This window comes from Sanguibacter sp. 25GB23B1, from assembly GCF_040012415.1.
Classification (GTDB): domain Bacteria; phylum Actinomycetota; class Actinomycetes; order Actinomycetales; family Cellulomonadaceae; genus Sanguibacter.
Map to the genome: position 1 here is coordinate 81,032 of NZ_JBDYKL010000006.1, position 14,483 is coordinate 95,514.

Annotated in this window: 10 protein-coding genes; 9 read left to right on the forward strand and 1 reads right to left on the reverse strand. The window is 72.6% G+C overall.

Features of this window, described 5'->3' with window-relative positions; all coding sequences use genetic code 11:
- Positions 1 to 3: 3 nt before the first annotated feature.
- Positions 4 to 387 (reverse strand): cold shock domain-containing protein, encoded by a 384-nt coding sequence (locus tag ABKW26_RS05765; RefSeq protein WP_348591689.1) that lies wholly within the window; start codon positions 385 to 387, stop codon positions 4 to 6.
- A 444-nt stretch (positions 388 to 831) separates the two neighbouring features.
- Between ABKW26_RS05765 and ABKW26_RS05770 the strand changes: the two genes are divergently transcribed.
- The 9 genes from ABKW26_RS05770 to ABKW26_RS05810 all read left to right on the forward strand — a co-directional run bounded on the left by ABKW26_RS05770 (position 832) and on the right by ABKW26_RS05810 (position 14,409).
- Positions 832 to 1,890, forward strand: a complete 1,059-nt coding sequence (locus tag ABKW26_RS05770; protein WP_348591691.1) for a hypothetical protein — start codon at positions 832 to 834, stop codon at positions 1,888 to 1,890.
- A gap of 228 nt (positions 1,891 to 2,118) precedes the next feature.
- A complete protein-coding gene (locus ABKW26_RS05775) occupies positions 2,119 to 4,545 on the forward strand; it encodes a helicase-associated domain-containing protein (protein WP_348591693.1) in 2,427 nt (808 codons plus the stop codon).
- Between the two features lie 87 nt (positions 4,546 to 4,632).
- The gene (locus ABKW26_RS05780) at positions 4,633 to 6,327 is read left to right on the forward strand and encodes a DNA repair helicase XPB (RefSeq protein ID WP_348591694.1); all 1,695 of its coding nucleotides are present in this window, start codon (positions 4,633 to 4,635) and stop codon (positions 6,325 to 6,327) included.
- Between the two features lie 81 nt (positions 6,328 to 6,408).
- Positions 6,409 to 8,469: a TPM domain-containing protein gene (locus ABKW26_RS05785; protein ID WP_348591695.1), complete on the forward strand. Its 2,061-nt coding sequence runs from the start codon at positions 6,409 to 6,411 to the stop codon at positions 8,467 to 8,469.
- A gap of 77 nt (positions 8,470 to 8,546) precedes the next feature.
- Complete coding sequence (locus ABKW26_RS05790) at positions 8,547 to 9,320, forward strand: PspA/IM30 family protein (protein ID WP_348591697.1); 774 nt, start codon at positions 8,547 to 8,549, stop codon at positions 9,318 to 9,320.
- 4 nt (positions 9,321 to 9,324) lie between these two features.
- Positions 9,325 to 11,400 (forward strand): TPM domain-containing protein, encoded by a 2,076-nt coding sequence (locus ABKW26_RS05795; RefSeq protein WP_348591699.1) that lies wholly within the window; start codon positions 9,325 to 9,327, stop codon positions 11,398 to 11,400.
- 23 nt (positions 11,401 to 11,423) lie between these two features.
- Positions 11,424 to 12,002 carry an NYN domain-containing protein gene (locus ABKW26_RS05800; protein ID WP_348591701.1) on the forward strand — a complete coding sequence of 193 codons (579 nt, stop codon included), beginning with the start codon at positions 11,424 to 11,426 and terminating at the stop codon, positions 12,000 to 12,002.
- Between the two features lie 68 nt (positions 12,003 to 12,070).
- Positions 12,071 to 12,799, forward strand: coding sequence for a response regulator transcription factor (locus tag ABKW26_RS05805; protein WP_348591703.1), 729 nt, complete (start codon positions 12,071 to 12,073; stop codon positions 12,797 to 12,799).
- A complete protein-coding gene (locus tag ABKW26_RS05810; protein ID WP_348591705.1) occupies positions 12,796 to 14,409 on the forward strand; it encodes a HAMP domain-containing sensor histidine kinase in 1,614 nt (537 codons plus the stop codon). The genes ABKW26_RS05805 and ABKW26_RS05810 overlap by 4 nt, the downstream gene beginning before the upstream one ends.
- Positions 14,410 to 14,483 lie beyond the last annotated feature (74 nt).

Genomic DNA, 14,483 nt, shown 5'->3' on the forward strand with positions numbered 1-14,483 from the left:
GTCTCAGGCCTCGATGTCGTCCGCGATGGCGCGCAGGACCGTGGCGACCTTGGACGCGGCCGCCTTCTCCGGGTATCGCCCGCGACGCAAGGAGTTGCCGACGCCGTCGAGGAGCTTGATGACGTCCTCGATGATGATCGACATGTCCTCGGCGGGCTTGCGCTGCGCCTTGGCAACCGACGGCACAGGGTCGAGGAGCTTCACGGACAGCGCCTGGGGACCCTTGCGGCCGTCGGCCACGCCGAACTCGACGCGGGTCCCGGGCTTGGGCGCGGTGATGCCCTCGGGCAGCGCGGACGCGTGCAGGAACACCTGCTCGCCCTCTTCGCTGGCGATGAAACCGAAGCCGCGTTCGGCATCGAAGAACTTGACCTTGCCGGTGGGCACGTGGAACCTCGGAGTGCTCGTCGGGATGTGACCTCACAGGATACCGGGCTACGTATGGTTCCGTGGCGCGGCAGTGAGTCCCACCCATTATCGGTCCACGACGACCGCGCACCTAACGCGGGCCCGAGAGCCCCGTCACCTCACGGCTCCGCACGATCCGAGCCCCGCCGCGTCTCGCTGCTCCCGCTTCTCCCACATGCACGCTCGAACTCGAGCATACGTCTCGAGATCGACCCTTCGAACGCCCGATCTCGAGCCGAGCGCCCGAGGTCGAGGAGGGGACGACCGGAGCCAGGAGCCGGATCGCCCACCAGGCTGTCTGCTCATCCAGCGTGGTGACGCCAGGGCGCGACACTCGTGCACAGGGCGCTCTCCGGACCGTCCGCACCCGTGCTCGGCGGGACCCGACCACGCGCGTGCGGCGTCTCCCTGTGTGCTGCCGGGATGAATCCCCAGAGTGCCGTCGTGCGACGCCGTCCTTCACCACGAGAGGTCGACGAGCTCCGTCTCCCGACCGTCTATCTCGCCCGCGAGCTCTCACCGCAGCTGGTCCAGGCCCAGGTGGCCTCGGGCGAGTGGACGCGAGTGCGCCGCGGGGCCTGTGTGGCCACCTCTGACCTCCTGCCGGGCCCGGCTGAGCAGGAGCGCCCGGAGGTGTCGCGTCCGGCCGGGACGCCCGGCCCGCCGTCTCGGCCCGAGCATGCGACCCGCACCGCCTGGGACGTCTCTCGGATCCCCGCGGTCGCCCGGCAGGTCGCGCCGGACGTGATCTTCACCCACGACTCGGCGGCGACCCTCTGGGGCCTTCCGCGGTGGCGGTCGCCCACGATCGTCCACATCAACCAACGATCGCTGCGATCAGGCCATGCCTCACAGGACGTCGCCCGGCACTCGGCACGCCTGGATCCACCGGACGTCACGAAGCGCTCGGGTCTCCGGGTGACATCCCTCGAACGGACCGTCGTCGACTGTGCGCGATCCTCAAGCGCTCCTTCGGGTCTCGTCGTCGCCGACGCCGCCTTGCGTCGTGGCGTCGAGCGTGACGCCCTCGTCTCGTCGTTGCTCAGCCTCGGTGCTGCGCGAGGCGTACGGCTCGCCCGCGCCGTCGTCGAGCTCGCCGACGCTGGTGCGGAGTCGCCGTGGGAGTCCGTGACACGGCTCGTGCTCCTGGCGACCGGCGTCCCTGCACCCTCCACGCAGGTCCCGGTCGCCACCCGGCTCGGGACCTTCTTCGTCGACATGGGGTGGGAGCACTGGAAGGTGGCGCTCGAGTTCGACGGCCTCGTCAAGTACACGACGCTCGCCTCGGGCGATCGCGGACGGGTGATCTTCGACGAGAAGCGGCGGCACGACGCGATCGTGGAGGCAGGGTGGCGGATGCTCCGCGTGACGCGCGCCGACCTGCGGCCTCCGGAGGGTCTCCGCGAGCGCCTGCGCAGAGTCGTGCCGACGGGTGCGCTCGACAGGCTGCGGCCGCTGCCGCACCTCCTCCACGGACTCTGAGAGTGCACCCAGCGGCCGGCCGCCGTCGCCGACCTCGGGCTTCCCTCGCGAGATCGGGCGCCTGACCGCCCGAGCTGGAGAGAGATGCCCGATCTCGGCGGACGGTCGGCCGCTGCCCTCACCGGCCCGTCGGTACCGACTCCTCTGCAGCACGCAGCGGGCGAAATCTGGCCCGATCAGCCGCGGGAGCGTGAGGTGCGCCGCAACCTGGCGCGTAAAATCGTGCGGATGGCCACGTTCAGCGATTCGATCCGTGCTCGGAGCGACGAGCACCTCGTCGCGCTGCTCACCCACCGCCCCGACCTCGCATCGCCCTCGCCTGCGACTCTGCTGTCCCTCGCGGCCCGTGCGACCAGCCGGGCGAGCCTCCAGCGTGCGACGAACACGCTCGACGCCGCGCACCTCGAGGTCCTCGAGTCCGTCACCGTGCTCGACAGCGTCGGCGAGCACATCACGGCCGACCGTGTGGTCGAGGCGATCACCGGCGGGGCTCCCGAGGAGGACGTCGCCGCCGTCCGCGCCATCCTCGCCGCGCTGGACGAGATGGCGCTCGTGTGGTCCCCGGACGGCACTGCGCTGCGCCCGGCGCCCGGGGTCGACGAGGTCCAGGACCCCTACCCCGGCGGCCTCGGTCCGGTCGGCAAGGCGCACGACGTCGTCCCGCACCCCGACCTGCTCGCGGAGGCCCCGCCCGGCGCCCGCAGCATCCTCTCGGCGCTCACGTGGGGTCCGCCGATCGGTCGGATCCCCGCCGCGGGAGGTGGGCCGGCTGCCGCCCCGACGCGGTGGCTCGTCCAGAACGGGTTCGTCAAGCAGGCCGACGCCCAGCACGTGGTGCTGCCGCGCCGCGTCGCGATGGCGCTCCGGGGCGGCAGGACGCACCAGCGGCTGTCGTGCGCGCCGCTGCAACCGGCGCCCGGCACCCTGCAGCGGTCCTCCGCCACGGTCGAGGCGGAGTCGGTCCGCGCAGCCCAGGAGGCGGTCCGGCTCGTCACCGAGCTCATCGGCGCATGGCAGGTGGCGCCACCGTCGGTGCTCAAGTCCGGTGGGCTGGGGGTGCGTGACCTTCGTCGGCTGGCGCAGCGGCTCGAGACGAGCGACACGACCGCGGCGCTCGTCGCGGAGCTCGCGCTCGTCGCCGGCCTCGTCGTGGACGACGGCGACGACCCGGCGTCCTACTCACCCACCCTCGACGCCGACGAGTGGTTGGCGGCCGACGTCCCCTCGCGCTGGGCTGCGATCGTCACGGCGTGGTTCGCGACCGCTCGCGCGCCCTGGCTCGTCGGGTCCCGGGACGAGCGCGGGGCGCTGCGCAACGCTCTCGAGCCCGAGCTCCACCGGGCGTGGGTCCCGCGACTGCGCGGAGAGGTGCTGGACGTCCTCGCCGGGGCGCCGAGCACCGCCCTGTCGCCGGACGACGTCCTCGCGGTGCTGCGGTGGCGCACGCCGCGGTCGGTTCCGCCGATCGAGTCGGTCGTCGCGCTCATGGCGGAGGCGGAGGTGCTCGGGGTGACGGGCGCCGGCGCCCTCGCGCCCGGCGGGCTCGTCCTCGCGGGCGTCCCGCGGCAGACGGTGCCGGACGACACCGTCCTCGTCGAGCTGACGACGAGCCTGGCCGCGATGCTGCCGGACGCGGTCGACGAGATCCTCCTCCAGGGCGACCTCACCGGCGTGGTCCCCGGTCGCCCCTCCCCCGCGCTCGAGGCGCTGCTCGCGGACTCGGCCGACGTCGAGTCCCGCGGTTCGGCGATCACCGTCCGCTTCACGCCGTCCTCGGTCACCCGTGCGCTCGACGCCGGTCGCACGGGCGAGGAGTTCCTCACGGAGCTGGCCCTGCACTCACGGACACCGGTACCGCAGCCGCTCGAGTACCTCGTGCGCGATGCCGCACGGCGCCACGGACAGGTCCGGCTCGGTGTCGCGTCGAGCTACGTGCGCGTGGAGGACCCGGCGCTGCTCGCGGGCCTCATCGACGACGCCCGGCTGCGGCCGCTGGGGCTCTTCCGCATCGCACCGACCGTGCTCGCCGCGACCGCCCCGATCGGTCAGCTCCTCGCCGCGCTGCGCGAGCGCGGGATGGCTCCCGCGATGGAGGGGCCGGACGGCCAGATCGTCCTCGCCGACCGGCGCACGCCACGCGTCCGCGTCCCGGCCCGACGCAGCCGTCGGCCAGGGTCAGGACCGGGCGCGCGCCCCGTCGTGCGTCTGCCGGACCGCTCGACCACGCCTCGGGCCGAGCGCGAGGACCGGTCGGCGCGGCTCGCCGCGCTCGTCGCCGCGCTGCGGCGGGACACGCCCGCGCCGGACGCGCAGGCCGCCACCGGTGTGGACGCCGGCGACCCGGGCCTGGCGTCGGTCGCCGCCCGCGCACGGGGGGCGGGCGAGTACCGCCACCGCGACTCGGTGCGCGGCAGCGCGCTGCCCGGAACAACCGAGCCCGTCGTCGCGTTGGGCATGTTGCGCGAGGCAGCAGCGGACGGCCGCGAGGTGTGGCTCGACATGACTGGCCCGGTCGGTGAGCACCAACGACGTCGGGTCCGGCCCCTGCGGGTGGACGCCGGTCGGCTGCGCGCCGTCGACGTGGCCCGTGAGTCCGAGCTCACGGTCGCCGTCCACCGGATCATCAGCGTCGAGCTCGTCCCCGTCGGCACCTGAGCCGGCGTGGGCGCGCCACCGGGCGCACCCACGCGCACGACCGTACGAGCACGAGCACGAGCAGGCACGAGAGCGAAGGAGTCCCGGATGACCGACGGACCACTGATCGTCCAGAGCGACAAGACGCTCCTCCTCGAGGTGGACCACCCGCAGGCGGACGCGGCCCGGCGCGCGATCGCGCCGTTCGCGGAGCTCGAGCGTGCGCCTGAGCACATGCACACCTATCGCCTCACGCCGCTGGGCCTGTGGAACGCGCGGGCCGCGGGCCACGACGCCGAGCAGGTCGTCGCAGTCCTGCTGGCCTTCAGCCGCTACACGGTCCCCCACGCCCTGCTCGTCGACGTCGCGGAGACGATGTCCCGCTACGGCCGCCTGCAGCTCTCGACCCACCCGGTGCACGGACTCGTCCTCCAGGCCACGGACCGCGCCGTCCTCGCCGAGGTCATGAAGTCCAAGCGCACGGCCGGCCTCCTCGGGGACCGCATCGACGAGGACACCGTCCTCGTCCACCCGTCGGAGCGCGGCAACATCAAGCAGGTCCTGCTCAAGCTCGGCTGGCCGGCCGAGGACCTCGCCGGCTACGTCGACGGCGAGAAGCACGCCATCGAGCTGTCCCCGACGGACCCGGCGAAGGACGACAAGCCGTGGGACATGCGTCCCTACCAGCGGCACGCCGTCGACGGCTTCTTCCACGGCGGCAGCGGCGTCGTCGTGCTGCCGTGCGGGGCGGGCAAGACGATCGTCGGCGCGGGAGCGATGGCGAAGTCGAGCACCACGACCCTCATCCTCGTGACGAACACCGTGAGCGCCCGGCAGTGGCGCGACGAGCTGTTGCGCCGCACCACGCTCACGGACGAGGAGATCGGCGAGTACTCCGGCGCCCGCAAGGACGTGCGCCCGGTGACGATCGCGACCTATCAGGTGCTCACGACGAAGCGGAAGGGCGTCTACACGCACCTCGAGCTGCTCGACGCCCGCGACTGGGGCCTCGTCATCTACGACGAGGTGCACCTCCTGCCCGCACCGATCTTCCGCATGACGGCGAACCTCCAGGCACGCCGACGCCTCGGTCTCACCGCCACCCTCGTGCGCGAGGACGGCCGCGAGGACGAGGTCTTCTCCCTCATCGGCCCCAAGCGCTACGACGCGCCCTGGAAGGACATCGAGGCGCAGGGCTACATCGCCCCCGCGGACTGCGTCGAGGTCCGGCACACGATGCCGGAGCGCGACCGGATGCTCTACGCGACGGCCGAGCCCGAGGACAAGTACCGCCTCGCCGCCTGCGCGCCGGGGAAGATGCGCATCGTCGAGCAGCTCGTCGCCCAGCACGAGGGCGACCCGACCCTCGTCATCGGGCAGTACCTCGACCAGCTCGAGGAGCTCGGCGAGCACCTCGGCGCGCCCGTCATCACCGGCGCGACGACGGTCCGCGAGCGCCAACGCCTGTTCGAGGCGTTCCGCACCGGCGAGATCACGAAGCTCGTCGTGAGCAAGGTCGCGAACTTCTCGATCGACCTGCCCGAGGCCTCCGTCGCCATCCAGGTGTCCGGTTCCTTCGGGTCCCGCCAGGAGGAGGCGCAGCGTCTGGGACGCGTGATGCGACCCAAGGCCGACGGGCGCACCGCCCACTTCTACGCCGTGGTGTCCCGGGACACGGTCGACCAGGACTTCGCTGCGCACCGGCAGCGGTTCCTCGCGGAGCAGGGCTACGCGTACCGGATCATCGACGCGGAGGACCTCGAGGGTGCCGCCGACGCGGACGGTGCGGCGGGCCGCGCCTAGCACCGCTCACCGCCGCTGAGCAGGCATCTCGTGGCACGTCGCCGCGTTGCGCTTTACCCGCGCTTGGTCGAGGATCGCAGTGTGCTCACCAGGTCGTCGTCGCAGCTGTCCGAACCGTCCCGTCGCCGGGGCGTGACGGTCCGCCACGCGGTCCGCACGCTGCTGGTCACGATCCTGCTCGCCGCCGGAGGCCTCGTCGCGGTCACTCCAGCGAGCGCGTCCGACCCGTTGAACGTGCCGTCGGACATCACCGACGAGGCAGGCGTGCTCGGTGACGACACGTCCGCCGTCCAGGCGCAGCTCGACCGGTTGCGCGACGAGACGGACATGCAGCTCTTCGTCGTGTTCGTCGACGAGTTCGACGGGGTGAACCCGGTCGACTGGGCCCAGGAGACGTACCGGCTCTCGGGGATGGGCACCGAGGATGCGCTCCTCGCCGTCGCTGTCGACGAGCGGCAGTACGGGCTCGCGATCTCCCTCGACGCGCCGATCACCGACGCCCAGTACGACGACCTCGCCTCCGCGATCGAGGACCACCTCAGGGACGACGACTGGGCCGGCGCCGTCACCGCTGCGGTCGACGTGCTGCGCACCGAGACGGGCGGCGGAGCGGCGGGCGGCATCGGCACGTGGCTCCTCGTCGGGGGCCTCGTCCTCATCGCCGTGGTGCTCGTCGTCGCCTGGCTGGCCAGCAGGCGACGCGGCACGGCACGCCGGCCGGGCGCCGGCCCGCAGGGCGAGCTGGCGCGGCTCTCCACGACCAAGCTCAACCAGCGCGCCAGCAGCGCCCTCGTGGCCATCGACGACGAGCTCAAGACCTCGGAGCAGGAGCTGGGCTTCGCCCAGGCGCAGTTCGGCAACGAGGCGACCGACGCGTTCGCGCGCACTCTCGCCGAGTCGAAGACAAAGGTCACCCGGGCGTTCACGCTGCGACAGCAGCTCGACGACTCGACACCCGAGGCCGAGCCGCAGGCCCGGACGATGATGGCCGAGATCATCACGCTCTGCGCCGCCGCTTCTCAGGCGCTCGCGGCTGACGCGAAGAAGTTCGACGAGCTCCGTGACCTCGAGGCGCGTGTCCCGCAGGTCCTCGCGGAGACCACCGAGCGTGTCACGACGCTGCGTGCTCGCCTCGCCCCGGCGCGGGCCACCCTCGAGACGCTCTCGGTGACCCACCCGGCGTCGTCCCTCGCCTCGGTCTCTCTCAATCCCGACCAGGCCGAGCAGCTGCTCGACGCCGCGGTCGAGTCGGTCCGTGCCGGCGAGGCGAGCGTGGCAGCGGGTGACCGCGGCACCGCGGTGGCCCACGCTCGGGCCGCCACCCACGCCACGGCGCAGGCCGCCATCCTGCTCGACGCCGTCGACAGCGCGGGCGGGGACCTGGCGCAGGCCGGCGCCCGGCTCGACGCGGCGCTCGCGTCGATCCAGGCCGACCTTGCAGACGCACGCACGATCGGGGCCGACGACCCGTCGGTCGGGGTTGCGGCGAGCCGCGCCCAGGGCGCTGTCGTGTCCGCGCAGGCAGCCCGTTCCGGTGGCGACCCGCTGGCCGCGATCCGCGAGCTGGGCGAGGCCGAGGCGGGTCTCGACGCGGCCCTCGCACCCGCTCGGGAGGACGCCGAGCGCCAGCAGCGCGCGTCGACGCTCCTGCGCGAGACGCTCGGACGCCTCGAGTCCCAGGTGCGCGCGGTGGACGACTTCATCTCGACGCGCAAGGGCGCGGTGGGGCCAGAGGCGCGCACCCGGCTCTCCGAGGGCTCCCGGTTGCTCGCCGAGGCTCGCGCTCTCGGCGCGGACGACGCGGTGGCTGCCCTCGAGCATGCCGCCCGAGCGGAGCAGCTCGTGGTCTCGGCCCAGCAGCTCGCCCAGGCGGACGTCCAGCGCTGGGACGACCAGCAGCGCGGAGGGTTCGGGGGCATGGGCGGCACCGGTGGCTCGGGCGGCTCCAACGTCGGCGGCATGATCCTCGGCGGCATCCTCATCGACTCGATCCTGCGCGGCGGAGGCGGCTTCGGCGGCGGGGGTGGGTTCGGCGGCGGTGGAGGTGGCTTCGGTGGAGGCGGCTTCCGCGGCGGAGGCGGTGGCGGCTTCGGCGGCGGCGGTCGAGGCGGCGGGAGCCGCGGCAGAGGAGGACGCTTCTAGCGTCCACGGGCACGGCCCAGCAGAACAGACAGCGGCACGCACAGCACGACCTATCCAGCACTCAGAAGGGCATTTCCATGGCAGAGAAGCAGAGCATCTTCGGTCGGGTCTCACAGCTCGCGAGGGCGAACATCAACGCGCTCCTCGACAACGCCGAGGACCCGCAGAAGATGCTGGACCAGCTCGTCCGCGACTACACGAACAACATCGCCGAGGCCGAGGACGCCGTCGCGCTGACGATCGGCAACCTGCGCCTGGCTGAGCAGGACTACAACGCCGACGTCGCCGCGGTCCAGGAGTGGGGCGGCAAGGCGGTCGCGGCGTCGCAGCGGGCGGACCACTACCGGAGCGCCGGCAACACGGCGGACGCCGACAAGTTCGACAACCTCGCCAAGGTGGCGCTGCAGCGTCAGATCGACGCAGAGACCGAGGTCCGTCAGGCCGAGCCGTTCATCACCTCGCAGCGCGAGACGGTGGACAAGCTCAAGACCGGGCTCGGGCAGATGAAGGAGAAGCTCTCGCAGCTCAAGTCGCGCCGCGACACCCTCGTCGCGCGTGCGAAGACGGCCGAGGCCCAGCAGACCGTCCAGGGCGCGATCAGCTCGATCAACGTGCTCGACCCGACGAGCGAGATCTCGCGCTTCGAGGACAAGGTGCGCCGGGAAGAGGCGAAGGCCCTGGGCCAGGCCGAGGTCGCCGCGTCGTCGCTCGACGCCCAGTTCGAGGAGCTCGAGACGTCGGGGGCGCAGATCGAGATCGAGGCGCGGCTCGCCGCCCTCAAGCACGGCAGCACCGCCGCGGCGCCGCAGATCACCCCGACCCCGGTGACGCCGGAGATCGAGCAGCGCTGACGCTGTGAGGCGAGCGCGCCGCGCGGTCCTCTCGGCGCTCGGGGCGGTGCTCGTGGCCGGCGCGCTCGTCGCCGGGGCGGCGCGGCCGGCTGGCGCGCTGTCAGCCGACGCACCGTCCCCCGTCGGGGGGACGGTGAGCGATCCTGCACGCGTGCTCGGTGGCGACTCCTCCGAGGTGCGGCTGCGTCTGCAGGAGTTCGCCGACGAGACCGACGCCCAGCTCTACGTCGTCTACGTGCCGAGCTTCGACGGGCAGGACGGGATCGACTGGGCCAACCGCACGGCCGAGCTCTCCGACCTGCGCGAGCAGGACATCCTCCTCGCGGTCGCGACCGAGGACCGCGCGTACGGCATCTCGGTGACCGACGGCGTCTACGACGAGGACGATCTCGCCGAGGTACGGACCGACCTCATCGAGCCCGACCTCCGTGCGGGCGACTGGCCTCAGGCGGCGCTGTCCGCCGCCGACGGCTACACGGAGATGCTCACGGGATCGTTCTGGGACAGCCCGTGGACGTGGATCGTCGGTGGCGGCGTGCTCGTGCTCGTCGTCGGCGCGCTCGGCTCCCGCGGTCCCCGGCGGCGCACGGACGCGTCGTCCGCACCGGCCGGCCCGACCACCGACGTGAGCGCACCGCCGAGAGCGACGACCGCCACCCTCCGTGAGGAGGCGTCCGCCGCTCTGGTCGCGCTCGACGACGCCGTGCGGTCCTCCGCGCAGGAGCTCGAGTTCGCGAGGGCGGAGTTCGGGCTCGCGGCGACCGACGGCTTCGTCGTCGCGCTCGAGGAAGCGGGCTCGCGGCTCGCCGAGGCGTTCGCTCTCCACACGGCGCTCGTGGACCGCCCGACGCACGAGGTCTCCGACCACGAGACGCGCGAGGTGCTCACCCGCGTCCTCGCGCTGACGGGCGAGGCGGACGGCCTGCTCGACGAGCAGGCCGACGCGTTCACCGCCCTGCGTGACCTCCAGGCGAGGCTCGACACCCTCCTGCCCGAGCTTCTCGAGCGCTCCGACGAGGTTCGGGCCCGGATCGGACCCGCGACCGACGCCCTCCGTCACCTCCGGATCATGTACCCGCCCTCGGCGCTGGTGAGCCTGGAGCAGAAGATCCCGCAGGCCACGGCTCTGCTCGACACGGTCGGGCCGTCCGTCGAGGAGGGACTGAGCCTCGTGGCGGGCGGGTCCCGGCGCGGGGCCGCTGCGCGGTACCGCGTCGCGCAAGAAGCGGTCGCCCACGCGTCGACGTTCCTCCAGGACGTCCACGACGGCGTCGAGGACCTCGCGGCGTCGCAGACGCTCATCACCGAGGCCGTCGCGTCGATCGAGGCGGACCTCGCCGACGTCGAGCGGCTCGGCGGGACTCCCGATGGGCCCGGGGCACCCGGGCCCACGATGCCCGACCACGCCCGGACGGCCTCCGCGAGCGCTGCCGCACGCGACGCGATCGCCGGGGCCCGCGCGCCCGGGAGCGACCCCCTGGCCGCACTCGACCGTCTGCGCGCCGCGGAAGAGGTGCTCGACGCGGCTCTGGCCCCGGCGCGAGAGGCCGAGGTCGCCCGCCTGCGTGTCCGGGAACGCGCCGACGCAGCGGTCCGGCGCGTGCAGGTGTCCGTCGGGAGGCTCGACGCGTACGTCCAGCAGCACCGCTCGGCACTGACGGAGGCGCCACGGGCCCGGCTCGCGGCTGCACGGGAGTCGCTCGCGGTCGCGATCGCCGCCCGCGCCGCGGACCCGGCGGCCGCCCTGGCTGCCGCCCAGACGGCCGAGAAGGCCGTGACCGACGGTCATGCGCTGGCCCGGGCGGACATCGCTCGGCGCCCCTCGTGGACCAGCTCGGGCGACGACGCGCCGCCGGCCGACGAGCCCTCGTTCCTCTCCGTCCTCCTCGGCGGTTCGGGCAACGGCTGGGGCGGCTCGTCCGGGTCGTCGTGGTCCTCCGGGTCCGGCTCCAGCCGCTCGTCGTCCCGCTCGAGCTCGTCGCGATCTCGCTCGTCGAGACGCAGCAGCTCGTCGCGTCGCAGCAGCCCGTCACGGAGCAGGAGCAGCCGCGGGCGCAGCGGGGGCGGGGGCCGGTTCTGAAGAATTCGCCATACAGTTGACCCATGTCCGGCACAGAACTGCACACAGTGCGTCCCACGTACCTGCTCGTCGACGGCGAGAACATCGACGCCACGCTCGGCATGAACGTGCTGGGGCACCGCCCCAACCCTGAAGAGCGGCCACGGTGGGACCGCATCACGGAGTTCGCCTCGTCGCTGTGGGGGCAGCCGGTCACACCGTTGTTCTTCCTCAACGCGTCCTCCGGGCAGATGCCCATGCCGTTCGTGCAGGCGCTGCTCGCGATGGGGTACCGGCCGATCCCGCTCGCCGGCGCGAGCCACGAGAAGGTCGTCGACATCGGTATCCAGCGCACGCTGGAGGCCATCGCCGACGTCGACGGCGACGTGCTCCTCGCGAGCCACGACGGCGACTTCCTCCCGCAGGTGGAGACGCTGCTCGACGGGAACCGCAAGGTGGGCATCCTGTGCTTCCGCGAGTTCGTCAACAGCCGTCTCGGTGAGCTGTCGTCGCGTGGGCTGAAGTTCTACGACCTCGAGGACAGCGTCGGTGCGTTCACCACGCAGCTGCCGCGCGTGCGGATCATCCCGATCGAAGAGTTCAACCCGCTCCGCTACATCTGATCCTCGTGCCCCACGTGGGCACAGGCGGCTCCCAGGCGACATCCAGATCCGCGTCGCACACTGGGAGCATGACGGAATCAGAAGCGCGCCTGGTCGTCGTCGACGACGAGCCGAACATCCGCGAGCTGCTCTCGACGTCCCTGCGGTTCGCGGGCTTCGAGGTGTTCGCCGCGGCGGACGGGATGAGCGCGCTCACCCTCATCCGGGACACCGAGCCGGACCTCGTCGTCCTCGACGTCATGCTCCCGGACATGGACGGCTTCACGGTCACGCGCCGGCTCCGGGAGAAGGGCCAGCACATGCCGGTCCTCTTCCTCACTGCGCGCGACGACACCCAGGACAAGATCACCGGTCTGACGGTCGGCGGTGACGACTACGTGACGAAGCCCTTCAGCCTCGAGGAGGTCGTCGCGCGCATCCGTGCCGTGCTGCGCCGGACGCAGCCCGCGCCCGTCGACGACGCGGTGCTGCGCTTCGCCGACCTCGAGCTCGACGAGGACTCCCACGAGGTGCGCCGCGCCGGCCGCGTCGTCGAGCTCTCCCCCACCGAGTTCAAGCTCCTGCGCTACCTCATGCTCAACCCCGGGCGCGTGCTGTCGAAGTCGCAGATCCTCGACCACGTGTGGCAGTACGACTGGGGCGGCGACGCGAACATCGTCGAGTCCTACATCTCGTACCTGAGACGCAAGATCGACAACGCTCCCCTGCCCGACGGCTCGATGCCCGAGCCGCTCATCGCCACGAAGCGAGGGGTGGGGTACCTGCTGCGTCAGCCTGCTCCCAAGAAGCAGGCATGAGCACCGAGACCCGTCCCGGTGGCACGGGGCCGGTCCCACCTCCGCCGGGGGCGGGACGCCCGTGGGAGCTCGAGGAGATCGACGCTCCCGGGGTTCCCGACGGCGAGGGCACCGACAGCGAGGGCCGGCACGTCGGGCCGGTCCTCGCCGCCTGGGCCCGCACACCTCTGCGGGTACGGCTCGTCGGGATCGTCACGCTCATGCTCCTCGCGAGCCTCGGGATCGCGGCAGCCGTGACGAACACCCTCGTCTCGAGCACGCTCGAGGAACAGATCGACAGCCAGCTCGAGAGCACGGCCGAGCAGCTCGCGAACCAGGCGCTCAACTCCCTCACGACGCAGCAGGAGCAGACGCTTCCCAGCGACTACTACATCGTGTTCTTCCCGTACTCCGGCGGCTCGGTCCCGCGGTACCAGAAGGAGACTGTCGAGCTGCACGGAGTTCCGAAGGTCGGCCCGTACACGTTCTCGGACGCTGACCTCCCGCCTGGCCCCTTCACGACGGCCGCTGTCGACGTCTCCGGAGCCGGCATCCCGTCGGACTCGCAGTGGCGCGTCGTGGCGCTCACTGTCCAGGCAAGCGGCGAGGACCAGGGTGTCGTCTATGTCGGCCTCCCGCTCGCCTCGGTCCGTGACACGGTCGGGGAGATCCAGAAGCTCCTCGCGCTGTCCGCGCTCGCGATCACCGCGCTCGGTGCGGTCGTCGGCTACCTCGCGGTCCGCCAGTCCTTGCGTCCGCTCGCGGAGATCGAGCGGACGGCGGCGGCGATCGCCGAGGGCGACCTCAGCCGTCGCGTGCCGCAGGCGCCGTCGTCCACGGAGGTCGGCAGCCTCGCCCGCTCCCTGAACTCGATGCTCTCCCAGATCGAGCAGGGCTTCGCCGTGCGGGAGGCGTCCGAGGCGCGGATGCGACGCTTCATCGCCGACGCGAGCCACGAGCTGCGGACCCCGCTCGCCACGGTCCGGGGCTACGGCGAGCTCTACCGCATGGGCGCCCTGACGACTCCGGAGGCCGTGGCCGACACCATGCGGCGCATCGAGGACTCGGCCACCCGCATGGGCTCGCTCGTCGAGGACCTGCTGCGGTTGGCACGGCTCGACGAGGGCCGAGAGCTCGAGCGCACCCCGGTGGACCTTGCTGTCGTGGCGGCCGATGCCATGAGCGACCTGCACGCGCTCGACCCGTCGCGACCGGTGCGCCTCGTGCCCTTGCGACCAGAGGGCGAGACGGGCGCGTGCGTGGTCGTGGGCGACGAGGGTCGCCTCCGGCAGGTGCTCGGGAACCTCGTCGGCAACGCCGCACGACACACCCCGGCGGGGACCCCGGTCGAGGTCGCGATCGGTTTCGACACCTCCCCCGACGGCGAGCGGACCGCGGTCCTGGAGGTCCGCGACCACGGGCCGGGTATCCCGCCGGAGCACGCGGAGCGCGTCTTCGAGCGGTTCTTCCGCGTCGACTCCTCGCGCAACCGCGACTCCGGGGGCTCTGGGCTCGGGCTCGCCATCGTCGCGGCGATCGTCGCGCGGCTGGGCGGGACCGCGCAGGTCCGCGAGACGCCGGGAGGGGGGCTCACCGTCCGGATCGAGCTCCCTGCACAGGCCGAGCAGTAGCCGGACCCCGATGTGCCCTTCGCCTCGACCTCGCATGCGAGGTACAGTCCCCCAGGTACATCAATGGACGATCC